Here is a 23,140-nt window from a genome sequence, read left to right as displayed (position 1 = left end):
AGAATAGTGTTTTAAAAAAAACATCCTGTAAAAGTTTTTAAAATATCAAAATAAGACATTTGTAACATTATCATCGAATGAGATACTAATTATATAGACATGAGATAAGTTCAGCTTAATTTAAAAGTAAGGACATTTATTAACAAACATTTAAAACCTTAAGTATTATCTTGCGGTCTTATATTAAATAAGAAAACGCTACTTTTGTGCGTTAAATACGAATTAAAAATACAAAATGGATATAGTTATCAAACTCTCTCAATTTTTATTGAGTTTATCTTTACTTATTATTCTTCACGAATTAGGACATTTTATTCCTGCTAAATTATTTAAAACGAGAGTTGAAAAATTTTACTTATTTTTTGATGTTAAATATTCGCTGTTAAAAAAGAAAATCGGCGAAACTGAATATGGTATCGGATGGTTACCGCTTGGAGGTTATGTAAAAATTTCTGGAATGATCGATGAAAGTATGGACAAAGAGCAAATGGCGCTTCCTCCGCAGCCGTGGGAATTTCGTTCTAAACCAGCTTGGCAGCGTTTAATTATTATGCTTGGCGGTGTTACCGTAAATTTTATTCTTGCATTTATCATTTATATAGGAATGGCATTTGCTTATGGCGATACGTATATTGCAAACTCTGATTTAAAAGATGGTGTGGCAATAGACAATCCTGCAATGCTTAAAGCCGGATTTAAAACCGGAGACAAGATTATTTCTATTGACGGAAAAAAAGTAGAGAATTTTGACAGTGATATGAATATGAATATCATTATGGCAAAACAAGTTCTTATAGAAAGAAACGGCGAACAGCAGACTATTAAAATGCCTACTGATTTTGTCGATCAGTTGTCTAAACATGAAAAAGGCTTATTAGTTGGTATTAGAATGCCATTTGTTGTGGGCAAAATTTCTGAAGAATCTGAGAATACTGCTCTAAAACCAAAAGATTTAGTTGTAAGCCTGAACGGACAGAAAATTAAATATTTTGATGAAGCTAAAGCTATCTTAGAAAGCAATAAAGGAAAATCTATTCCTGCAGTTGTTTTACGTGATTTAAAAGAAACTCCTATTACCGTAAAAGTATCTAATGCAGGGAAACTTGGGGTTGCTGTGGGCGGTTTAGGAATGGACTCTTTAGAAAAATTAGGTTACTATAAAGTAAGCACAAAAGAATATGGTTTCTTCGAATCGATTCCGGTTGGTCTTGAAAAAGGAAAAGATCAGTTGGTAGGTTACGGAAAACAATTAAAAATGATTTTTAATCCAGAAACAAAAGCTTACAAACAAGTAGGTGGTTTTGCTGCGATTTACAATATTTTCCCTAGTTTTTGGAGCTGGGAAACTTTCTGGTCAATTACGGCTTTATTATCAATTATGCTTGGAGTTATGAATTTATTGCCAATTCCGGCACTTGATGGTGGTCATGTGATGTTTTTATTATATGAAATGATCAGCGGTAAAAAACCGAGCGATAAATTCCTAGAGAACGCACAAATGGTTGGTTTTGTTTTACTTATTTCACTACTACTGTTTGCTAATGGTAACGACATTTACAAGGCAATTGTAGGCAAGTAAAAAAAAGTCAAAAAAAGAGCGAAAATGTTTTTGAGAAACTAAAAATAGTTTTATATTTGCACTCGCTAAAAAGAGCAACAACTTCCTCCTTAGCTCAGTTGGTTAGAGCATCTGACTGTTAATCAGAGGGTCCTTGGTTCGAGCCCAAGAGGGGGAGCAACTTTTTTTAGCAAACATATTTACCTTTAAGGTGATTCCTCCTTAGCTCAGTTGGTTAGAGCATCTGACTGTTAATCAGAGGGTCCTTGGTTCGAGCCCAAGAGGGGGAGCTTATTAAATACCACTTACAAATTGTAAGTGGTATTTTTTTTTGACGTTAATCAGAGCCCCGATAACTATCGGGGTTGATTGGAGATCAAGAGGAATCTTATAAAAGAACTTACAAATTGTAAGTGGTATTTTTTTTTTGGCGTTAATCAGAGCCCCGATAGCTATCGGGGTTGGTTCGAGACCAGAGGGAATCTTATAAAAGAATTACAATTTGTAAGTGGTATTTTTTTTTGACGTTAATCAGAGCCCCGATAACTATCGGGGTTGATTCGAGATCAAGAGGAATCTTATAAAAGAATTACAATTTGTAAGTGGTATTTTTTTTTGACATTAATCAGAGCCCCGATAGCTATCGGGGTTGGTTTGAGACCAGAGGGAATCTTATAAAAGAACTTACAAATTGTAAGTGGTATTTTTTTTTGACGCTAATCAGAGCCACGATAACTATCGGGGTTGATTCGAGATCAAGAGGAATCTTATAAAAGAATTACAAATTGTAAGTGGTATTTTTTTTGACGTTAATCAGAGCCCCGATAGCTATCGGGGTTGGTTCGAGACCAGAGGGAATCTTATAAAAGAATTACAAATTGTAAGTGGTATTTTTTTTGACGCTAATCAGAGCCCCGATAACTATCGGGGTTGATTCGAGATCAAGAGGAATCTTATAAAAGAATTACAAATTGTAAGTGGTATTTTTTTTGACGTTAATCAGAGCCCCGATAGCTATCGGGGTTGATTCGAGATCAAGAGGAATCTTATAAAAGAATTACAAATTGTAAGCGGTATTTTTTTTGACATTAATCAGAGCCCCGATAGCTATCGGGGTTGGTTCGAGACCAGAGGGAATCTTATAAAAGAATTACAAATTGTAAGTGGTATTTTTTTTTGACGTTAATCAGAGCCCCGATAGCTATCGGGGTTGGTTCGAGACCAGAGGGAATCTTATAAAAGAATTACAAATTGTAAGTGGTATTTTTTTTGACGTTAATCAGAGCCCCGATAGCTATCGGGGTTGGTTTGAGACCAGAGGGAATCTTATAAAAGAACTTACAAATTTTGAGTAGTATTTATGAACGTTGTTTACATTATTTTTTCTGCCAAATTAAACCGATTTTACATTGGATTTACTTCTGATTTTGATGTGCGAATGGAGTTTCATAAAAATGCTGAATCACATAAGTTTACTGCTAATGCTCAAGATTGGGAATTATTTCTCAAAATAGAATGCGAAAACAAAACACAAGGTCTGGCTATTGAAAAACACATTAAAAAAATGAAAAGCAAAACCTATGTCGAAAACCTTATTAAGTATCCGGATATTATTTCTAGACTCAAAGAGAAGTACAAATAAAATCTTAATCAAACTATCAAAACAAAAGAGCAAACCTTATGTGTTTCATTTTAGAAAAAACTCCCGTTTAAAAAAGTCTTATTTTAATACATTAAAAACCTATACGGCATAATTAAAGACGCTGCTGTCTATATTTTTGCGCAAAAATTAAATTTAATATTTGTCAAAATGAACAACAAAACATTAGCGATTGTATCTTATATAACCATAATTGGCTGGTTAGTATCTTTTTTTTCATCAAAAACGCCTAGAAATCCGTTGGTGAAATATCACTTAAAACAAAGCTTTGGATTATGGATTGCCGCAATTATTTATAATGTCATTATTCAAATACTTGCTACTATAGTTCCTACCTTAGTTTCAATTTTAAGTTTAGTGTCGTTAGTTTTTTTAATCCTTTTAATTATTGGAGCAATTAACGCAAGTAAAGAAAAAGAAACTCCGCTTCCTTTAATCGGGAAACTTTTCGAAAACAAGTTTGGTTTTATCAGCTAATCCTGCTTAAGAAAGATAAAAATAAAAAAGACGATCAAATGATCGTCTTTTTTTGTTTATACTATTTTGGTTTAGTTTCTCGCCACTTTACTGTGTTTCATCACATCATTACCAATATTTTTACTTTCAAATAAAAGCATCGCTTCATTAGCCTTATCCATTTGGTTGATTGCTTTTAAAGATTCAACGTATCTAAAGTAATAAACTGCTTCTAAATCTGGATCGAGGCTTATTAATTCAGCATAGTATTTTGCTGAGGCTTCGTAATCGCTTTCAAAATAACGCTTGTCTGCGACTTTTTTGAGCATTTCTATAGATTTATAGCCTTTGTCTAAAACATTGGCGTAGGTGTCTAAAATATCTACCTTAACGAATTTCTCTGTGTATGCGGGGGCCGTAACCTCAACTTCTACTGGCTGAATCTCGGCACTGGCATCGGCAATTGCTTTTGGAGGAACAGCACCTGCAGATCTTACTTTTTTCTTTCTGTATATTGGTGTGACGGTTCTGGTATTATTTGGTCCTAAATCGTTTGTATATACCATATCGAGTTTTGATACTTCGTATTTGGTTGTACGCTTGCCAAAAGGCATATTGATTACTTCTACAACCAGATAAGAATCAATAATAAGATCTTCATCTGATTTGTCATCAAACTTTGAAGCTGTTTTTTTAGTTTCTGCATCGATAATGGTATAATTTGTCTGGGCAAAACTACTTATAGAAAAAACACTTGCGATAATAGTAAAATATGCTGCATACCTTTTCATGATGATTTAGATTTTACAATGCATTAAAAACATATAAAATTACTGATTTTGTGTTAGTTATGTTTTATTTTAACTATAAACTGCCTGGAAAAACGATAAAGTGTGCAATTTGCTTTTTGAAGAACTGCCGGCTGTTTTATAATTTTGGTTTTTAATCGCAAGGTGTGCGAAAAATTGTATTTTTGTGCTTTCGTGAAACAACAGAAAATGTATCTCACAAATTCACATTTGTAAATTACAACACCCATACATTTTCACGAATTTTTAAATATCTTTGAATTATGAGCACACTTACAAAACCAAACCATATAGGACGCAAAATAAGCCGTATTCGTGAACTTCGTGATATGAAACAGGAAGCATTGGCGTATGCTTTAGGTATGAGCCAGCAGTCTATTTCGATTATTGAAAACAGCGAAACTGTTGATGAAGAAAAACTTAAAGCAATTGCCGAAGTTTTAGGTGTTTCTGCTGAAGGAATTAAAAATTTCTCCGAAGAAGCGGTTTTAAATATTATTGGAAATACTTATCACGACAGCAATGTTGTCAATGGAAATGCATATAGCTGTAATTTCAATCCACTTGATAAAATGGTTGAGCTTTTTGAGCGTTTGGTTCAGGCTGAAAAAGATAAGGTTGAGTATTTGGAGAAGTTGTATAAGGGAAAGTAATTTCTTTTGAAAATATATAAAAAGAGGCTTTTAATTAAGCCTCTTTTTTTATGTATATACGGAAAACCGTAAACTAAGTATAAACCAATATCTTAAATTTGATTTCATCATAAACAGGTATTTATACTTGGAAGATAAATTATATAAAATACTTAATTTACAATTTTATTTAATCACAAAGAGGTGTATATTTATGACTTACTATCATTTAAACTAAGATAATGGCTGATGCAATTAATCCTTTATTTGAATCTCAAAGAGAAAAAGCCGGTTCACAAACTAAAGGCAAGTACAATTATCAATATCATTGGGCACTATACAAAGTCTTAAGCGAACATCAATTAAGAAAAGAATACGCTGTGTTTGTTGAATTACATGAAGATGTAGTTATATGTGATTCTTTGAATGCTGAGAAGGCTAAATTTGAGCTAAATCAAGTTAAAACTACTAGTAAAAACATGTCTCATAATGAATTAACAAAACTAAAAAAAGGCGTAAAAGGCTCTTCTGTTTTAGCTAAACTTGTTGATAATACTAATAAAAAAGGTTATTCTCCTAAAATAAACAGCCTTAATTTAGTTTCCGTTTATCCTTTTACTTTAGAGTTAAAACAAAAAGGAGTGATTCTTGAGAAAATTACATTAGAGGATTTGTCAGATTCTCAAGTAAAAAAACTTGAGGATGCAATTGAAAAGGAGTTAGGGGAAGGAGTTGCCTTGCCAAAAAATCTTCAGTTTATTGTTTCAAACCTTTCTGAGAAAAATTATCAGAATGATGTTATTGCTACAATCTCTTCATTAATCGAAAAGATGCATCCAGAATCTTATTGTAAACCTAACGATATTTATAGATTATTAATTGACGAAATAGATCAAAAGGGAGTTGTAGAATATGATTTTGTTAAATGGAATGATTTATTAAACAAGAAAGCATTAACTTCTATAACAATCAACAATGTTATTAATCAATTCATCAACGTTAAGGACGAAGGACAAGTACAATCTGATTTTCACGAAATATCTAAAGAATTGGGACTAACAGTTATTGGACGAAAAAAATTAAAAAGTGGTTTTGAAAGATATCGTTTGTCTCGTTTAGGTAACAATAGTGTTCTACAACTCGAAACCTCTCAGGAAATTATTAAATTAATTAGACATGAGGTAGGTATTGGAGAAGAAAATATTAATGAATTAATAGAAAACGTAATTAAAAAACTTAATGCAAAATATCAAGATCCATTTTCAACAATTGAAAATTTAAAAGGAGCAATAATTTGCGAATATATATTAGATAATGAATAACACTGAAAACTACAAATTACTAATTCACAATTTACGCACGAAAAAAAATGTCACACTTAAGATTCAGACAACTGCTAGTAATATCAAATTCAGCAAAATCCGCAAATCAGTTTCAATTCGAGAGACTAAACTTAATAACGGCTGATGATAATAGTGTAGGTAAATCTACACTTGCAAAATTATTGTTTTGGGGCTTAGGTTGTGAACCAGAATTCGATACAACTTGGGCAACTTTTGATTGCAGTACTATAATAATGTTTTCGATTGAAAATCGTGAATATGAAATTAAACGATATAAGAATAGTATATCGCTTAAAGAACAAAATACTATAGTGCATTTTCCGAAAATTACAGGGGATTTTTCTGTAAAACTAGCTGAAATAGTTGGTTTTAAAGCACTATTGCCCAACCAAAAAACTGGAGAATTAGAAACTCCACCACCAGCATATTATTTCTTACCATTTTATATTGATCAAAAAAGAAGTTGGTCAAGAGCGTGGGATAATTTTAATAATTTAGGTCAATATAGATCTTGGAAAAAAACAATTATTAAATATCATGTTGGACTACTAACTTCAGATTATTTCGAGTTGGAAATAGAGAAGGCAATTAAAAAAAACAATAAAATAATTTTAAATTCAGAAGTAGACAAAATTAATTCAACTCTTGAAATTGTGGAAAGTTATCTTCCTCCAGCAACTATAGCCACTTTTGTTAAAAATGACTTCGACGACATAACTGTAGAAATTGAAAAAGACTTAGAAGAACTATCTATACAACAGGAAAACGTTTTTGACAAATATTCAACTTTACAAATTACTAAGTCTCATTTAGAACACCAAAAATTAATTGCAGAAAATTTAATTCAAGAACTTGATAAAGATTATGTTTTTGCAGTAGAAAACATACCAGAAAACCATCTTAAGTGCCCATTATGCGGAACTAATTATGAAAACTCAATAGAAAACAAAACCGCAATATTAACAGACAAAAGTCAGGCCGAAGACCAACTTGATAATATCAATTATGATCTTATAATCACGAATAGAAAATTAGCAAATACTTCGAATGAATTGAATCAAATTAGGGAAAAAATTGATAACCTTAGCGATAAATATTTAAAAAAAGAGGATAACGAACATTTTACATTTTCTAACTTAATAGAAAGTATAGGAGGCCACTCAATTAAAAAGAATGTTAGCGAATCAAGAGATAGCAAATTAGGATCTATTCAAGATTTAGATAGAGATATTAGGCTGGCAACAAAAAGCCAAAAAAATCTATACAAACAAGATTATATTGACGATATTAATGGCGACTTTCATTCTTTTCTTAGTTCTCATATAAAATCATTAGATGCACAGGCGGTTAATCTTTCACAAGTAATATCCCCTTTATCATATAGCAAAATTATTTCTGAGGGTGGCGCTGCCGAGAATTCAAGAGCAATATTAGCATATTATATTGCTATTTTTTCATTAGTAGAAAAGTACAAAAATGAAGTGGTTTCACCTTTAGTTATTGATACACCAAATCAACAAGAACAGTCTGAAAATAATTATTCAAACATTGTAAGTTTAATATTAAATAAAATCTCTAAAAATAATCAAGTAATTATTTGCGCTATGACAAATCCTCAGCTTGCTCCTTTAGCACAAATAGCTCATATTATTAAACTAGATAATTCTAAACTTTTAGATCCTAAAAAATATATAGATATCAAAAAAATCTTTGATAGTTGGGAATAAATAATTTTAAAGACTTTTTTAACTATTTAAGAAAGGAATCGAGTTTTTTTACTGCTTTATTAAAAATAAAAAAATGATAATCTACCATATTTTAATTCCATCGAATTCGATGGAATTAAAACATCAAAAAAGCGCTGCAATCTAAAGATCACAGCGCTTTTCTATTTTATTAAAAACTAGCCTAAACTTACACCCCTAATTTCTTAGCGATATCAGTTGGGATTCCGCCTTTGTTTACCATTAAGGCAGTAGTTTTATATTTTACGAAATTTTTGGTTACAAACAAGAAACCTTTGTAGTCGTTTGTTTCTCCCCAAGAATTTTTTACGATATAATATTCTTTTCCGGTTTGATCTTTTGCAAGACCAATAATGTGCATTCCGTGGTCGTCTGTAGTTGTGTAGTTGTCAAACGCAGCCTGACGCATTTCTGGAGTAATTTCCGGTTCTGCTTTTGGTCCGTTAAACATATCTGCTTTTTCTTCGGCAGTCATTTCGTCAAATTTCTTTGTTGGCACATACGCTACACCGTTTTTCCAGCTAAAGCTTTTCTCGCTTACGTCTGTTGCCCAGGCTACAGTATATCCTTTTTTCAATGCATTGTCAATAACATCTGTCATGTCGTTTACTTTTACGTTGTAAACCTGATCAAATGACCAGTTGTCCGGCACCATCATGGTTGTTTTTTGGTAGTATGGAGATGTTGTAAACGATGACATTTCGATGTACTCATCTGGATTAATTCCTACTACTTCTTTAGCAAAAGACTGTGGTGTATAGTTTTTTCCTTTGTAAGTAAAGTTTTCCGGCACTTTTCCTAAGTAAGAATCAATAACGGCTGCATAGGCTTTTTGCCAGTTTGGTGTTAATTCTCCGTTTGGATTTTTAACCACCGCTGCTAAAACACCTTCGATAAGTGCTGCCATTTCGGCAAATTTATTTTTATCTGTTCCGTAGTTTAATCCTGTGTAAACTTCTCTAGGAACTGCTCCGTATTTTTTGTACATGTTTGTAACATCATGCAAAGCACCACCGTCACCCAAAGTAACAGCTCCGTGCATACGAACGTAGTTAATTCCTTTTTCTACATACACGTTTCTTGCCGAAAAAACCTGAGAAAGCTCAACAGGCTGTTTTCCTAAACGAATCATTTCTGACTCTAAAAATGAGTTTGTAGAATAGCTCCAGCAAGTTCCAGATGAACCTTGATTTTTTACAGATGTAGTTCCTAAGTTAACTACTTCGGTAAATTTAAAAGCTTCTTTACTTTTATCACTTGCATTTAACTTTAATGAATTTACCAAAATGTCTTGTGCAAAACAGCCGCTTACTCCCACTAAAAAAGCAGATGCAGCAAAAACTGATTTCATCGTATTTTTATACATAATATAAAGATTTAAATAGTTGACTAATTTGTCGCCCTTATTATATTTTTGTTACAAAACAATTAAATATTCGGTAAAAAAACTATTATTTAACAGTTAATCTTTATACAATGTTTTTATTATACATTTAAATCTTACAAATTACATAAAAACGACTAATTCAGTAGAATCAAAATAGTTTTGATTTTTTGTTTTAAAATAAATAGTATTTTAGTTCCAGAAATGCCACGCAACAGATCCCGAAATGTACGAACTCGAAAAAGAGAAATACTTAGGCAATACCAAAAACAGTTTTGATACTGCGCAGGGAATTGCTGTGGTCGAGACTGAATATCAAAACAAGGTTTACGAAGGCTGGCATTCGCACAATAATGCACATATAACGCTTTTCTTAAAAGGCGGTACGACCGAGAAAAGAAAAAATTTCAGCGAAACGGTTGGCGCGGGATCGCTGTTGTTTTATCACAGCGACGAACTGCATTTAAACCAAAATACGCTTTTTCCTTCCCGAAATATTAATATTGAAATTGAAGAAAACCTCATCAAGGAACTTCAAATTTCCGAAGCTGTTATCGAAAAATCAATTCAAAATGAAGCTTTTACCAAGTTTTTGATTTTAAAGATTTTTAAGGAAACGCTTACCGCCGATACTTTTTCTGCTGATACAATTAAAATGTTGTTCTCTCAGTTATCGAACGCCAATACTCATTTGGATCGATTTGAGAAAAGTCCGTTTTGGGTAAAAAGTTTAAACGAATTATTAAACGACTGCTGGAACGAGAATCCCAATCTTCAGGATTTGGCATTGGTTTTAAACCTCAACCCTATTACCATTTCAAAGCATTTCCCTAAATATTTTGGCTGCACATTGGGCGAATATATGCGCCGTATTAAAATTAATCGGTCGCTTTCGCTGATACAATCCAGTGAAAATAATTTAACCGAAATTGCCCTCGAATGCGGATTTGCTGATCAAAGTCATTTTATAAGAACTTTTAAAACGCAAACGGGATTTCTGCCAAAACAGTTTCAAAAATTATAAAGAGGCAAATTTCATTCTATTTTTTGTTTTTGATGCGGGATATTTTTGTCTCATCATAAATCATTAAAATAAATCAAATGGAAACTCTTACCCGAAAACAAAAAATATTTAATTTCCCCGTTGTTAAAATCGTACTTGCGCTGCTTACTTTTATGGCTGTTGTCATTATTGGCCAGCAGATTGCCGTAAAATTACTAGCCTTAACACCACTTGAAAAAGACTACCGAAATCTCTTAAAAGGTCTTTTTGTTTCTTTTTCGTGTATTTTGAGTTATATCCTTTTCTTTAAGAAATACGATAAAAGAGCCATAACGGAATTTTCTGCAAAAGGACTTGCCAAAAATCTTACCATTGGAATTTTGATTGGTTTTGTTTTACAGTCTTTTACTATTTTAGTAATGTACCTTAACGGAAATTACAGTGTAGTAAATATCAATCCTGTTTCGTTTATCCTGATTCCATTTGCCATAATGTTTACTGTTGCCATTATTGAAGAAATATTGGTACGCGGCATTATTTTTAGAATTGTAGAAGAAAAACTAGGAAGTTATATTTCTCTTACGATTTCTTCTGTACTATTTGGTGTTTTTCATCTGGCGAATCCTCACGGCACAATAATTTCAGGAATATGTATCACAACTGCAGGTTTTATGCTGGGAGCTGCTTTTATTTACAGCCGTAATTTGTGGTTTCCAATTGCTTTGCATTTTGCATGGAATTTTACACAGTCGGGAATTTTTGGAGCGATAACATCTGGAAACGAAAAAACAAGCAGTTTATTAGAAGCCAAAATACACGGTCCTGAATTTATAACAGGAGGAGAATTTGGTCCCGAAGGATCAATACAAGCAATTGTATTTTGTGCATTAGGAACCATTTTACTATTGGTTTTGAGCCAAAAACAAAATAAAATCATTACACCTTACTGGAAAAAATAATTTTTTACCGCCAGTAAAGCAAGTCCACGAATTATATTGAATTCTCGATAAATAATTATCGGGAATTTAATTTTCAAAATCAACAATCATCTAAGCCAATTGCTTCCAAATACAATATAATAGGCCCAGTCTTCATTTCCTCTTGCAACATCGATACCCATGCGGAGTTTAAATTTTCGGGCAAGTAAATATCTAAATCCTGTTCCGTAACTGTACACGACTGGTTTAGCAAAAGCCTGATCCCAATTGTTAAAAGCACTTGCCAGTCCGCCGTAACCCATAAGACTCCATCTTCGGTACAAATCCCATCGCAATTCGGCTTCGGTAACAATACTGGTTTTTCCCTGATAACGTGCCGCGGGAATTCCTCTTAAATTAATTCCGGGTCTTAAATAAAATGGCGGACTCCCAAACGCCTGCTCTCCTTCTACCCTAAGCCCGCCAATTAATTTTTTTGTTAATGGATAATATCCTATTGCCGATAAATTGACGCGCCAGGCATCGTAATCGCTCCCAATGGCATCATCAGACCAAAAGAAATCTGACTGAAGCCGTATTCCTTTGTCTGGTGTAAATATATTGTCACGTCCGTCAAATTGAATAGCTCCTCCAAATTGACTTACTGTACTTTTAATATCGCCCGGTTTTACAAATGGCGGCGGGAGGTTAATATCTGGGAGTTTAATTTTAGAATTTAAAAATAAATACTGCACTCCGGCACTCCATTTTGCATTTCTAAATTGTTTGAGCCATTGTGTATAAAAAATTGTCGATTTAAAATTGAGTTTAAATTCCTGATCGCTTCCGTTGGGCAGATTGTTTTCATAAAATGACAAATTCATGTCGCCATAACCTGCCATAACACGGTATAAAATTTTGGGTTTTACTAAAGTGGCAGAACGAAATCCTCCTGCCATCCAGCTTTTGTTTCCGGTATACATTCCAATTCCCCCGGTTATATCCGGATTTATAAATCGTTTTTTACCATTTTCGTCTACAACAGGCGGACGTTTTTTTAGAAATACAGGTACAACTGCACCTCCAATATTTCCTAAAGCCGGCTCTGTAATAATGGTTGGCACAACAATAAAACCATGTGCATAAATAATATAATCGCTTAAATCGAAAGCGCCGTCGAGAGAATCTTTTACACTTATATGCTGTTTCTGTGCAATGGCGGCTTGAAAAGAAAAAAGGAAAAAAGCAGCAACAAAAACGATTTGCTGCAAAAGTTTTCTGTTTTTTATAGAAGAATCTGAATGTATATTTCTCATTTAAGTCAATTTAAAATTTATCGTATTCATTAAAAAACATCAACCTGATTTTTGCTTATCCTTTCTTTTCTTTTGCTAAGCTAAATACGTGTGCCAGTGTGAGGAAAAAAGTACTTCCCTGAAAACGGTTTTCGGCACCAAATTCTGAAACCCATCTTAAACCTGCAGAAGTCATACAGCCAATATGAAGATAATTAACCTCAGCGCCGAGTCCGCCAATTTGGTCTTTGTCTGGTTCCAGCACAAAATTGCCCGCCGGAATTTTATCGTTAGATACCTTGTATTGGAAATAATAAATTAACCCCGCATTTAAAATAGATTTTGGTGCTGTTTTTTCGGCATTAAGCATATAAAAGGTTTTCCCAAGTCCTCCTTCTACACTTAAAATATCTCCGGTTTTTATATCGGTATCTTTCTTTTTGCTATTGATTTCATACGATGCCAAAGCCGAGAAATGAAACGTTTTTTTATCATTAAAAAACAAAGTTGTTCCTGCAGAAAATTCGTTTATAAACATTCCTAAACCGGCATTATCTGAAGCTCCTGCTGTAAATCTTCCGGTTGGAAGATACATTTGATAGCTGAAAACAAAATCGGCTCTTTTGTTATGCCAGCCCAATTGTAAAGGCTGTACATACATGTCTGTAAAAGCAAGCGAGTTTTTAGAATCGATTGTGTTTCCCTGAATTGTATTTGAGGCAAAGGCGACTAAAATTGTAGCTCCGTAATTGGCTCCTAAAATTTTAAAATCGCTTACATAATTGGCTCCTGCACCTGTTAAAAACATGGTTATATCTGGATTTGCAATCGATTTGTCTCCGTTGGCATCCCGCAAAGAAGATGCATCATATAAATAACCCGGCACATAAACACTTAGTGTATTAGCCGGTGTCTGCGTTCCTGACTGAAGCCCCATCGCCCCCAGAATATGACCGCCTTTAAGCTGGGCATTTCCCAGAAAACAAACGAAAAAAAAGAATAATAGGAATATAGATTTTAGGTTTTGTCTTTGCTTTATTATCGCTTTCATGGTTTCTGTTTTAAAATTAATTACACTTCAAAACCAGTCTTAACAAACTATTTTCAGTTTGTAGATTGTTTAAGGAAGTAGGAATTTGTTTTTTCAGGACTAATCCTGATTATTTTGAAGTATTCTGAAGGAGATTTTCCGGTATGTTTTATAAAAGCTCTAAAACAGGTTGTTCTGGATTTAAAACCAGAAGCCCATGCCATTCCTTCGAGTGATAAATCTTTCCAGTCTGCATCGTTTATTTTTTCTTTAAAATATTCGATTCGCTTTAGATTTATATAATCCTGAAAATGTAAATTAAATTCTGAATTAATTAAATTAGAAAGATTATTTACGGTAATTCCGGTTTCTTCTGAAATGTCGCGAATCACGAGATCTTTCTTTAAAAAGAGTTTTTTTGAATCAAATATGCTCTCTAGTTTAGACAGGTATAATTCTTTTTTTTCAGGAGTTAATTCTTTGACCATCGGGAGTGAATTTTTAGTTTCTTTCGATGTAAAAATTTCTAAGTTTTCTTCTATAATTTTAAACTCATCAATTTCATGCGGATCATAAAATATCTGCGGTTTAAAATAAAGCCAGCATACCGTAAAAAGGAGCACCGACGAAATCAAAACATAACAGGAATAATCTATGCGGTCGACTTTGTTCATTAAAAAGAAGTGGACAAAAAGTGTAGAAAACAAAAACAGAATCATTAAATTATAAACTCTGATCCAGTTTAAAATTTTTATTTTTTGAAAATGATTTTCCTTGAACTTTTTTAAATCATAATTTAAAATCATCATGGTCTGGCAAAAAGCATATAAAAGCCACACACTCAGGCTGAATATAGAAAACGGACTTTTTATTTTTACAGAAAGGTATTCAACAGAATAAAAGTTTGTGAAGTTTCCAATCCAAACAACAATTGTAAGCGAGAAATAAATTAATAATGGCAGGAAATGAAGCCAGTCGTAATTTTTAAAAGCAGAATAGGGAAACAACACACTCCGAACGTACAAAAATGCGCACGGGGCAACAAGAAATATAAACGATTTTGTGATCATGATAAGATCTGGGAAATCTTTAAAATCGTGTGCCGACAAATAAAAATTGTAAATACTTACGACTGCAAGGCTAAACAAAAATAGTCCTAAGAAAAAACTCTTAGTATAGTTTTTCTTTGAAAAAAGAACCATAAATGAAGTAGCAAATCCAACGATTGTAGCTATAAAAAAGAAAAGCGAAAGTACTATATCCTGCATAATTTTGATCTTAAATTATAAATAGATATCCTGTTCTTTTGAAGAAATCAAAAGAAAATAAGGTGTTTTTATAAATGCTGCACTTTTTCTTGTTTGAGAAAAAGTACAGCTGTTTTTTATAAAAACTTTAATTATTTTTTTTCTGCTCCGGGAGGAAAACCGGCTAAGATTTTTTTGATAGAGTTATTAATAAATTCCTCCGGATTGTCTGGCTTGCTGTCGATTTCAGCATTACCAATTCCCTGCCACACTAGTTTTTGAGATTTTGTAGAAACAATATCAATTACAAGTGAGCCGTCAACGTAATCGTATGTATTAAATGTTGTATTAGCGCCGCCCATCATGGCACCGCCTCCCCAATATCCGTATGGTCGATACATACCGCCGTAACCGTAGAAATTGGTATCGGCAGATACTGAAGTTTTATTTTTTAAGATTGAAACTGCATTTACTTTTAAATCCGGATTGTCACTTTCTTTAAATCCTTTGGCGATCATTTCTGCACGAATTGCATTAGTAACACGGTCTACATTTAACTGATTTACCTGACCCTGTTTTGCTTTTAAATCGTAGACTGCAAAGGTTTTATATTCACCAAAATTTGCTGCATGATCGTAATCAGTTGTCACTCTTACAGTTGGAGAACAGCTGTAAATTAAACCCAAAAACAGTATTGGGATAATGCGAAGATTTGTTCTTTTGATATTCATCTTGTAGAATTTAAATTATTGATTAATTGGCTTAACTCGAAATTATTAATTCTGAAAATCTTGAATGAACGATAAAAGGCTTCGAAAATGCGTTATCAAAACACAAAGAACTATATTACAGGCTTTTACAAAACACTCAAAGATAAATCATTTATTTTAATTAGCATCATACATTGTGTAAATTTCTTACTTATTTATTTTTAGGCTTTTTTCTTTCATTTCAAATAAAACAGCAGATTCTTTTTTACTTTGCAGAGCTACATGATGTATTTTTTAATTACTAAAATTTATATTTCTGCAGCAATTGGCAGTCTGCCTTCTTTTACTGCTTTAACCATTTTATTATAATCTGATTCGTTTTGGTCTGCATATAAAAGAGAAAATTTCGAAATTGAATTAGCAAATTCATTACTGTCTCCTATATATCCGGAAAGCATAGAAGGATCGCCAGAACGTGCGTGTGCTCTTGCAAGTGCCCATCCGCAGGCTTTGGCATAATCTATCATGTTTTCTTCTTTCATAATTTCAAGAACCGGTTTTACCTTGGCATCTCTAAGCTGACGGATATAGAAAAATCGGCCTTTATCGTCATTTGTCCATCCTAAAAACATATCTGAGGCTGACTGCATTAACTTTTGTCCTATTACAATTCTTTCGCCTTGATGCGTGTATTTAGCTTTGACTTTTACATGTTGTTCCAAAACGCTTTTTCTTGCCTCTTTAAACTGCAGAAAGATAGGTTCTCCTGTTGCCGACATTAACAAACTAATACCGCAGAGTGTGCCAACACTTCCTACACCTACTACTTTTATGGCAAAATCATGCATCGAATACCGGCTTAATAAAACCTGTTTGTCTTCTGGAAGTGATTTTAAATATCGTTTATGAACTATCTCTGCTTCTTTTAAAATTTGATCTTCTTCGTTTCCGGAGGGATGATAAATCAACGGCGGTTCGTCTTTAATTCTTGCCCGCACACCATCGCGATACGTCATCTTTGCAAACTCTTTTTCATGTGCTGTATATTCTGCGGCTTTTTTTATTCTTTTTTGATGAAACTCTTTTATCTCTTCATCTTTTCCTAATTCTATTAATTCTGCCAGATCTATATCGGCATACCAAATTTGCAGTGCCGATAATTTACTATAATCCAGCATATGTCTTTTGTAACTGTCTGCAACATTCCAGGCAAATTCTTTACAGTTTTTTTTAGAAAATTTTCTCCATTTTCCGGCAATAACAAAACTTGCCGCTAATCGTTTTACATCCCATTCCCAAGGTCCCGGAAAAGTTTCATCAAAATCATTAATATCAAAAACCAGTTTGCGTTCTGGCGTTGCAAATCCTCCAAAATTCATTAAATGACAATCACCGCAGAGTTGTAAATCTATTCCTGTATTGGGCGTCTGCTCAAGATCTGCTGTCATAATTGCGGCGGCTCCGCGAAAGAATGCGAAAGGCGATTCCATCATTCTGGTATATCGGATAGGCAGTAAACTTTCGATTCTTCCTATACTGGTTCTTATTAAAATGTCTACAGGATCTTCGCGATTTTCTGACGGCACATATTGCTGATGAGAGGAGCGGGGCACAATTTTTCTAATCGCTCTGCCTTTTTCATAGCGTTCTGTTTTTGATGCCGTTGGATCAAATAAAATCTCGTTGTTATCCGTTTTTTCGGTCATAGGAATGATTTATTTTACTTCTGTCACGTCTCTAATTTTCCATGGAATATGTCATATCTTTAATTAAGATGTGAGTTCCTATTTTTTTATTAGACGGTTTTAAGATCCCGGAAATACAAATGCTACAACAGCTCTTAGACCCCAATCAGGTTTTATAGATTGATGTCCTACAATTGGAATTAACGGCATCACAGCAAATTGCATTGTCTGACTGCCTAATTTTGTAATTGCGCCAACATTTGGACTAAGCGTAATAAGTGTTGTGTTTCCCTGCCAGTTTTGTGTAATTTCTGAACTGACCCCTAAACTTGCACCGCTTTTATAACTATGTGTTAGAAATATCTGAGTGTAAAATTGATTGAAATCAGCGCGATCTGATGCTCCTGCTACTGACCAAATTTGATTGGCTAAAAAACCTATAGATAGTCCTTTTCCCTGATGCATAACCAAAACACTTGGCCCAATTCCAAATTTTTCTGTTCCTAAAAGTTTTTCTGTAGCGGTTGGTACTAAAAAGGCCGGACCAGCCCCAAAGATGATTCCTTTTGTTTTAGGAGCAAAAAAGGCTGTTATTGTTGCATCGCTTAAACCAAACTCGTGCGTGTTTGCTCCCGTTACATCCTGCTGATCTACAACCGGGAGAATATAGCGAGTAATTAAGTTGAGATTCTCACTCAATTTAAATGGAACAACAGGTTGTATATTAATCTGATATTTTATTCCATTGTATGGACCAATCCCGTAAGTAAGATTATTTTGCAGCGGGACACTAATTAAACTTGCGACGGGATTAGCCAGTTTATCTGCCAGTTCCTGTGCGCTTGCTCCTGTTTTTGGCGGTGCATCTTGTGCACAAACATTAAATGACAATATAAAAAAAGCCGTACTGAGAAATAATATCGTAATTCGTTTCATAGTAATTCATTTAAGAAATCATTCATCGCAAAATCAAAATGAAACAACTTTTGGCCAGCAAAAGCTGTCTCATTAATCTTAACTAATTCAAAATTATTTATCTGCAAACACCTTTTTCCAATCGTCTTTTATGCTTACTACATGCCACTTGTTTTTTGCGGCTGTACTTAAGGATAAATTATCTTTTTCCTGGTAACTGTATTCTCTAATAGAATCGTTGTGGTTTATAAGCAGCTGAAATGAAGGATATTTATTTCCCTGCGAATATTTGAGCATGGCAATGTCTCCGGCTCCGCCTTCGTTACCGCAGGCAAAAACAGGACGCTGTCCAATATGCAGTTGTATGCCCACAGGTTTTCCTTCTTTATCATTAAAATGATCTAAAGCCGGTTCTCTTTGTACTGCATTTTTTGCATCATCGTATTTGTATTTGAAAGAAGTACCTACAACCTGATCTTTTGGAATCCCGTAAAAATCCTGAGATATTGCTCTCACGACTTCTATTGTTCCTCCAGTTACGATATAGGTTTTAAACCCGTTTGAGCGAAGATAATTTAACAGTTCCAGCTGAGGCTGATAACGTATTTGTTTTACGGGAACATTTTTTCCCGGATATTTTGCATCCTTAAAAAATGCATTAACCGAGGTTTCAAATTCATCTTCTGTCGTTCCGGTATGTGTTGCACCAACAAGCTGTATAAGAGCTTTGTCTCCGCCTTTTTCAAAGTAAGTTTTGTCTTTTTCGATCACGGCTTTAAAAGGCTGCTTTTGTGCCAATGCGGGATTAGCTTCAACCATTTTTTTTACCTGATAAAAAGCAAATAATTCCTGAACATACGGTTTTTCGGCCCATAATGTTCCGTCGTTATCAAAAGTGGCGATTCTGTCTTCTATGGGAATAAAATCCGGGCTGCCTTTTTTGGTTACTTTTTCTACATAAGAAATAATATCTTCTTTTAAAGGTCCGTTATTCCAGCTTGGCAGCGGATCGCCTGCTATAACCGCAGAACTGTCTTTTGGATTAACACTTACCGCTTCTTCTGATTTGTTTTTACAGGAAAAAAGAAAAAAAGGCAACAGTGCTAATACATATATTTTTTTATGTATCATGGTGTCGATTTTTAATTTATAGAGCTTGAAACAGGGAGATTCAAGCTCTATTAAAATTTATATTTCTTTATTTTTTCTTTTTCGTTTCTGCTTCTTCTTCTTTTAATTTAGGCATCACATTTTTTTCAATATATTTTTGTGCCTTAATTGCTTTCATCTCTTCTTCCATAATGGTATACGCAGAGAAACTTGGCGGGATTGATCTTGGAGGAAATTCTTTAAAGGTTTCTGCAAATACAACCACATCCTGAATAGCTCCATACATTAACTGTACATGATTCATCTGCCAGTCCCAAAATGTATTTGAAGTTATATCTGCTCTTTCAAAAGGATCTTGGTATAGATTAAATATTTTTTGCAAACGCAGTTTAGTAAAAGGTTCTGCCCAAACTCCCATTGTACCACCTAGACGCTGTTCTGCGAAAACATATTTATAGTCTCCTTCTCTTAAACCAACCAAAAGGCCGTCATCATCTGTGTAAAAGAATTTATCTCTGGCACTTTTTTGCGTTTTACCTCGCAAGAAATTACTTTGATCAAAACCGTCTAAATGTACTTTATAGGTTTTTCCATTAGCATTATATCCTTTCAAAAGTTTATTTGTAATATCAGGTTCTCCTGCAATTGAGGCAAAGGTTGGAATCCAGTCATTATGACTCATCAACTCAGTTGTAACAGTTCCAGGTTTAATTACACCCGGCCAGCGTACAATACATGGTACACGGAAAGCTCCATCCCAGTTGGTGTTTTTTTCAGAACGAAATGGTGTCATGGCTCCATCTGGCCATGTATTCATGTGTGGTCCGTTATCTGTAGAATACACTACAATTGTATTATCAGCAATTCCTAAATCGTCTAATGCTTTTAAAATACTTCCTATTGTTTCATCGTGTTCGATCATACCGTCGATATATTCACTGTCTCCGTGTGTGTATCTTCCTCTGTGTTCTGCTCTAACATGCGTACGCAGGTGCATACGTGTAGCATTGAACCAGCAGAAAAATGGTTTGCCTGCTGCGTTTTGTCTTTTTATAAAATCGATAGCTGCTGCAGATGTTTCATCATCTACTGTTTCCATTCTTTTTTTAGTAAGAGGTCCTGTATCTTCAATTCTTTGTTTTCCAATTTTCCCAAAACGAGGATCAACTGTACCATCATCTGTATTTGTAGCTGTACATTTTAATACTCCTCTTGGTCCGAATTTTTTCAGGTATTCTGGATCTTTAGGATAATCTGGTAATTCTGGCTCTTCTTCAGCATTTAAATGATACAGATTTCCAAAAAATTCGTCAAAACCATTTACCGTTGGCAAATTTTCATTACGATCTCCTACGTGGTTTTTACCAAACTGACCTGTTACATATCCTAAACTTTTCATGATACCGCCTATAGAAGGATCTAATTGACTCATACCCATTGGCGCACCAGGGAAACCTACTTTTGTAAGCCCGGTTCTAAGACCGTGCTGTCCTGTTAAAAAAGCAGCGCGCCCGGCTGTACAGCTTTGTTCTCCGTAATAATGAAGGAAACGTAATCCCTCATTAGCTAAACGATCTATATTAGGAGTTGTATATCCCATAAGTCCGTCACTGTAGGCACTAATATTTGTAGTTCCAATATCATCACCCCATAATACTAAAATGTTGATTTTTTTATTCTGAGCTTTCACCTGAACAATTGTGAAGCATACTAATGCAAAGAGCATTAAGGCATTTCTAAGTTTACTTTGTTTCATGGTAATAAGATTTGTTAATAAATTCGTTCTATAATGGTTTTTTATGTAATCGAACTAATTTTTTCTACTAACATTTTGTAGAAAATAACCTATACTAAAAAAGTAGCTTGTTAAGCATTTCACTGTTGGATAAATAAGGGGGAATTTCAACAGTAATTTTTTTAACGTTTTGTTAAGGATCTCAAAATTAAAAAATAAAAAACCTAACAACCTTATTTTTAAGACACTACATTGTTGCAAATTATAACTTGCAACATCAAAAAGGCGTTATTCTGCCCTAAAACATTTTAATTTATGGTTTGGAGCATCTGCTAAAAAACAAGAGTTTGGATTTTTTGTTTGGAAAGTTTAAACTGAAACAATTTTCACTCAGGGTATAAAAGCAAAAAAGCCACCCGATTTACCGGATGGCTTTTTAAAAGTATATTTAGGATCTTTTACAGAAACTATTCTATCTCAGAAACTCTCATGGTGTTAACCATTCCTTTATCTTTAATTGGCATTGCAGCAAGGTTGATTAAATAATCTCCTTTTTGTGCATAACCTTTTTCAATTGCAATTTGATTTACATCAGTTACAGTATCATCTGTACTTTCTTCATTATCATAGTAGAAAGATTTAACTCCCCATAATAAATTCAATTGTGTTAAGATTCTTCTGTTTGAAGTAAATACTAAAATATGAGCCGTTGAAGGTCTCCAAGCCGAAATTTGGAAAGCTGTGTAACCACTGTTTGTTAAAGTACAAATTGCTTTAGCTTCGATTTCATTTGCTAATAAAGCTGCCTGGTGGCAAACTGTTTTAGTAACAAAACGTTTAGTTTTAATTTGTGGTGTATTTTGAGGCACTTGAATAAGCGGAGAGTTTTCTACAGCTTCGCAAATTTGTGCCATTCTTTGAATTACTTGTACTGGATAGTTTCCTGTTGCAGTTTCTCCAGACAACATTACTGCATCTGCTCCGTCCATTACTGAGTTTGCAACGTCGTTTACTTCTGCTCTTGTTGGAGTTAAACTTGTAATCATTGTTTCCATCATTTGTGTAGCAACGATAACAGGAATTCTAGCTGTTTTAGCTCTTCTGATCAAATCTTTTTGTACTAATGGAACTTCGTGAGCAGGAAGCTCAACACCAAGATCTCCACGAGCCACCATTAAACCATCGCAATATGCTACAATTTTATCCATGTTCTCTAGAGCTTCCGGCATTTCAATTTTAGCAATAATTGGAATTTTATATTCTGAATGCTTCGCGATTAATTCTTGTAAATCTTGTAAATCGCGCGGTGTTTTCACGAATGAAAGTGCGATCCAGTCTACTTTTTGTTCGATTGCAAAAATGGCATCAGCAATATCTTTTTCAGTTAAAGCTGGTAAAGAAATTTTTGTATTTGGAAGATTAACTCCTTTTTTAGATTTTAATTCTCCGCCCTGAATAACTTTAGCAACAACTTCTGTTTTTTTATCTGTTGAAACAATTTCGAAAATAAGTTTACCATCATCAAGCAAAATACGCTCTCCAACATTTACATCATTTGGGAAATTCTGATATTTCATGAATGCTTTTTTTGCATTTCCGATAATATCTTCTGCAGTTGTAAAAGTAATTTCATCTCCATCATGTACAACAGTACCTTCTTCCATTACACCAACTCTAAGTTTTGGTCCCTGCAAATCTCCAAGAATCGCTGTAGTATAACCAAACTCTTCGTTTAATCCTCTAATGATGTCAATTTTTTCTTTTACTCCTTCGTAATCTGCATGCGAAAAATTGATTCTAAACACATTAACCCCTGCATCAATCATATCTTTAATGATCTCTCTTGTACTACAGGCAGGCCCAAGTGTAGCAACAATTTTGGTTTTCTTATTTGTTAACATTTTTT

The 23,140-nt window shown here is 33.8% G+C and carries 19 protein-coding genes and 2 tRNA genes; 10 read left to right on the top strand and 11 right to left on the bottom strand.

The features are described 5' to 3' along the window. Positions 1-235 precede the first annotated feature (235 nt). The 5 genes from rseP (at position 236) to FJOH_RS06015 (ending at position 3,695) form a co-directional block, all read left to right on the top strand. Positions 236-1,579: an RIP metalloprotease RseP gene (rseP, locus tag FJOH_RS06040; RefSeq protein ID WP_012023243.1), complete on the top strand. Its 1,344-nt coding sequence runs from the start codon at positions 236-238 to the stop codon at positions 1,577-1,579. Between the two features lie 83 nt (positions 1,580-1,662). Further along, positions 1,663-1,736: transfer RNA gene (locus FJOH_RS06035), tRNA-Asn, on the top strand. A gap of 38 nt (positions 1,737-1,774) precedes the next feature. Further along, a tRNA-Asn gene (locus FJOH_RS06030) sits at positions 1,775-1,848 on the top strand. 1,070 nt (positions 1,849-2,918) lie between these two features. Further along, entirely contained in the window at positions 2,919-3,200 is a 282-nt protein-coding gene (locus tag FJOH_RS06020; protein WP_012023242.1) for a GIY-YIG nuclease family protein, read from the top strand. A 168-nt stretch (positions 3,201-3,368) separates the two neighbouring features. After that, positions 3,369-3,695 carry a DUF4870 domain-containing protein gene (locus tag FJOH_RS06015; protein WP_012023241.1) on the top strand — a complete coding sequence of 109 codons (327 nt, stop codon included), beginning with the start codon at positions 3,369-3,371 and terminating at the stop codon, positions 3,693-3,695. Between the two features lie 71 nt (positions 3,696-3,766). Here the strand turns inward: FJOH_RS06015 and FJOH_RS26180 are convergent, their stop codons facing one another. Continuing rightward, entirely contained in the window at positions 3,767-4,465 is a 699-nt protein-coding gene (locus FJOH_RS26180) for a hypothetical protein (RefSeq protein ID WP_012023240.1), read from the bottom strand. A 281-nt stretch (positions 4,466-4,746) separates the two neighbouring features. Here FJOH_RS26180 and FJOH_RS06005 point away from each other — a divergent pair, with 281 nt between their 5' ends. The 3 genes from FJOH_RS06005 (at position 4,747) to FJOH_RS05995 (ending at position 8,185) form a co-directional block, all read left to right on the top strand. After that, complete coding sequence (locus tag FJOH_RS06005) at positions 4,747-5,136, top strand: helix-turn-helix domain-containing protein (protein WP_012023239.1); 390 nt, start codon at positions 4,747-4,749, stop codon at positions 5,134-5,136. 221 nt (positions 5,137-5,357) lie between these two features. Further along, positions 5,358-6,437 carry a DUF4297 domain-containing protein gene (locus tag FJOH_RS06000; protein ID WP_012023238.1) on the top strand — a complete coding sequence of 360 codons (1,080 nt, stop codon included), beginning with the start codon at positions 5,358-5,360 and terminating at the stop codon, positions 6,435-6,437. A gap of 47 nt (positions 6,438-6,484) precedes the next feature. After that, positions 6,485-8,185 carry a hypothetical protein gene (locus FJOH_RS05995; protein ID WP_012023237.1) on the top strand — a complete coding sequence of 567 codons (1,701 nt, stop codon included), beginning with the start codon at positions 6,485-6,487 and terminating at the stop codon, positions 8,183-8,185. A 187-nt stretch (positions 8,186-8,372) separates the two neighbouring features. On the opposite strand, the gene FJOH_RS05990 is transcribed toward FJOH_RS05995, so the two are convergent. After that, positions 8,373-9,569 (bottom strand): C1 family peptidase, encoded by a 1,197-nt coding sequence (locus tag FJOH_RS05990; RefSeq protein WP_012023236.1) that lies wholly within the window; start codon positions 9,567-9,569, stop codon positions 8,373-8,375. 244 nt (positions 9,570-9,813) lie between these two features. Between FJOH_RS05990 and FJOH_RS05985 the strand changes: the two genes are divergently transcribed. Continuing rightward, positions 9,814-10,611: an AraC family transcriptional regulator gene (locus FJOH_RS05985; protein WP_012023235.1), complete on the top strand. Its 798-nt coding sequence runs from the start codon at positions 9,814-9,816 to the stop codon at positions 10,609-10,611. 77 nt (positions 10,612-10,688) lie between these two features. Next, on the top strand, positions 10,689-11,549 hold the full coding sequence (locus FJOH_RS05980) for a CPBP family intramembrane glutamic endopeptidase (RefSeq protein ID WP_012023234.1): 861 nt from the start codon (positions 10,689-10,691) through the stop codon (positions 11,547-11,549). Between the two features lie 86 nt (positions 11,550-11,635). Here the strand turns inward: FJOH_RS05980 and FJOH_RS05975 are convergent, their stop codons facing one another. The 9 genes from FJOH_RS05975 to pyk all read right to left on the bottom strand — a co-directional run bounded on the left by FJOH_RS05975 (position 11,636) and on the right by pyk (position 23,135). After that, a complete protein-coding gene (locus tag FJOH_RS05975; RefSeq protein ID WP_012023233.1) occupies positions 11,636-12,823 on the bottom strand; it encodes a BamA/TamA family outer membrane protein in 1,188 nt (395 codons plus the stop codon). A 55-nt stretch (positions 12,824-12,878) separates the two neighbouring features. Continuing rightward, the gene (locus FJOH_RS05970; protein WP_012023232.1) at positions 12,879-13,853 is read right to left on the bottom strand and encodes a SphA family protein; all 975 of its coding nucleotides are present in this window, start codon (positions 13,851-13,853) and stop codon (positions 12,879-12,881) included. 53 nt (positions 13,854-13,906) lie between these two features. Next, complete coding sequence (locus FJOH_RS05965) at positions 13,907-15,100, bottom strand: helix-turn-helix domain-containing protein (RefSeq protein WP_012023231.1); 1,194 nt, start codon at positions 15,098-15,100, stop codon at positions 13,907-13,909. A gap of 131 nt (positions 15,101-15,231) precedes the next feature. After that, positions 15,232-15,810 (bottom strand): DUF4136 domain-containing protein, encoded by a 579-nt coding sequence (locus FJOH_RS05960; protein WP_012023230.1) that lies wholly within the window; start codon positions 15,808-15,810, stop codon positions 15,232-15,234. A 287-nt stretch (positions 15,811-16,097) separates the two neighbouring features. Continuing rightward, positions 16,098-17,495, bottom strand: a complete 1,398-nt coding sequence (locus tag FJOH_RS05955) for a DUF2252 domain-containing protein (RefSeq protein WP_012023229.1) — start codon at positions 17,493-17,495, stop codon at positions 16,098-16,100. A 99-nt stretch (positions 17,496-17,594) separates the two neighbouring features. After that, the gene (locus FJOH_RS05950) at positions 17,595-18,410 is read right to left on the bottom strand and encodes a hypothetical protein (protein WP_012023228.1); all 816 of its coding nucleotides are present in this window, start codon (positions 18,408-18,410) and stop codon (positions 17,595-17,597) included. 93 nt (positions 18,411-18,503) lie between these two features. Continuing rightward, the gene (locus FJOH_RS05945) at positions 18,504-19,520 is read right to left on the bottom strand and encodes an HAD family hydrolase (RefSeq protein WP_012023227.1); all 1,017 of its coding nucleotides are present in this window, start codon (positions 19,518-19,520) and stop codon (positions 18,504-18,506) included. Positions 19,521-19,587: 67 nt separating this feature from the next. Continuing rightward, entirely contained in the window at positions 19,588-21,255 is a 1,668-nt protein-coding gene (locus tag FJOH_RS05940; protein ID WP_012023226.1) for an arylsulfatase, read from the bottom strand. Positions 21,256-21,701: 446 nt separating this feature from the next. Beyond that, complete coding sequence (pyk, locus tag FJOH_RS05935; protein ID WP_012023225.1) at positions 21,702-23,135, bottom strand: pyruvate kinase; 1,434 nt, start codon at positions 23,133-23,135, stop codon at positions 21,702-21,704. Between the last annotated feature and the right edge of the window lie 5 nt (positions 23,136-23,140).

Origin of the sequence: Flavobacterium johnsoniae UW101 (assembly GCF_000016645.1) — a bacterium.
Classification (GTDB): domain Bacteria; phylum Bacteroidota; class Bacteroidia; order Flavobacteriales; family Flavobacteriaceae; genus Flavobacterium; species Flavobacterium johnsoniae.
Note: the sequence above shows the minus strand (reverse complement) of the source record. Positions and strands in the feature narration are given on the sequence as shown.

Bases quoted from the DNA above. Each gene is read 5' to 3' on its own strand.
- pyk (WP_012023225.1), bottom strand. From the start codon at position 23,135: ATGTTAACAAATAAGAAAACCAAAATTGTTGCTACACTTGGGCCTGCC.
- FJOH_RS05965 (WP_012023231.1), bottom strand. From the start codon at position 15,100: ATGCAGGATATAGTACTTTCGCTTTTCTTTTTTATAGCTACAATCGTT.
- FJOH_RS05970 (WP_012023232.1), bottom strand. From the start codon at position 13,853: ATGAAAGCGATAATAAAGCAAAGACAAAACCTAAAATCTATATTCCTA.
- FJOH_RS05985 (WP_012023235.1), top strand. From the start codon at position 9,814: ATGTACGAACTCGAAAAAGAGAAATACTTAGGCAATACCAAAAACAGT.
- FJOH_RS06020 (WP_012023242.1), top strand. From the start codon at position 2,919: ATGAACGTTGTTTACATTATTTTTTCTGCCAAATTAAACCGATTTTAC.
- FJOH_RS05975 (WP_012023233.1), bottom strand. From the start codon at position 12,823: ATGAGAAATATACATTCAGATTCTTCTATAAAAAACAGAAAACTTTTG.
- FJOH_RS05980 (WP_012023234.1), top strand. From the start codon at position 10,689: ATGGAAACTCTTACCCGAAAACAAAAAATATTTAATTTCCCCGTTGTT.
- FJOH_RS06005 (WP_012023239.1), top strand. From the start codon at position 4,747: ATGAGCACACTTACAAAACCAAACCATATAGGACGCAAAATAAGCCGT.
- FJOH_RS05995 (WP_012023237.1), top strand. From the start codon at position 6,485: ATGTCACACTTAAGATTCAGACAACTGCTAGTAATATCAAATTCAGCA.
- FJOH_RS05945 (WP_012023227.1), bottom strand. From the start codon at position 19,520: ATGATACATAAAAAAATATATGTATTAGCACTGTTGCCTTTTTTTCTT.
- rseP (WP_012023243.1), top strand. From the start codon at position 236: ATGGATATAGTTATCAAACTCTCTCAATTTTTATTGAGTTTATCTTTA.
- FJOH_RS05990 (WP_012023236.1), bottom strand. From the start codon at position 9,569: ATGTATAAAAATACGATGAAATCAGTTTTTGCTGCATCTGCTTTTTTA.
- FJOH_RS05955 (WP_012023229.1), bottom strand. From the start codon at position 17,495: ATGACCGAAAAAACGGATAACAACGAGATTTTATTTGATCCAACGGCA.
- FJOH_RS06015 (WP_012023241.1), top strand. From the start codon at position 3,369: ATGAACAACAAAACATTAGCGATTGTATCTTATATAACCATAATTGGC.
- FJOH_RS05960 (WP_012023230.1), bottom strand. From the start codon at position 15,810: ATGAATATCAAAAGAACAAATCTTCGCATTATCCCAATACTGTTTTTG.
- FJOH_RS05940 (WP_012023226.1), bottom strand. From the start codon at position 21,255: ATGAAACAAAGTAAACTTAGAAATGCCTTAATGCTCTTTGCATTAGTA.
- FJOH_RS05950 (WP_012023228.1), bottom strand. From the start codon at position 18,410: ATGAAACGAATTACGATATTATTTCTCAGTACGGCTTTTTTTATATTG.
- FJOH_RS26180 (WP_012023240.1), bottom strand. From the start codon at position 4,465: ATGAAAAGGTATGCAGCATATTTTACTATTATCGCAAGTGTTTTTTCT.
- FJOH_RS06000 (WP_012023238.1), top strand. From the start codon at position 5,358: ATGGCTGATGCAATTAATCCTTTATTTGAATCTCAAAGAGAAAAAGCC.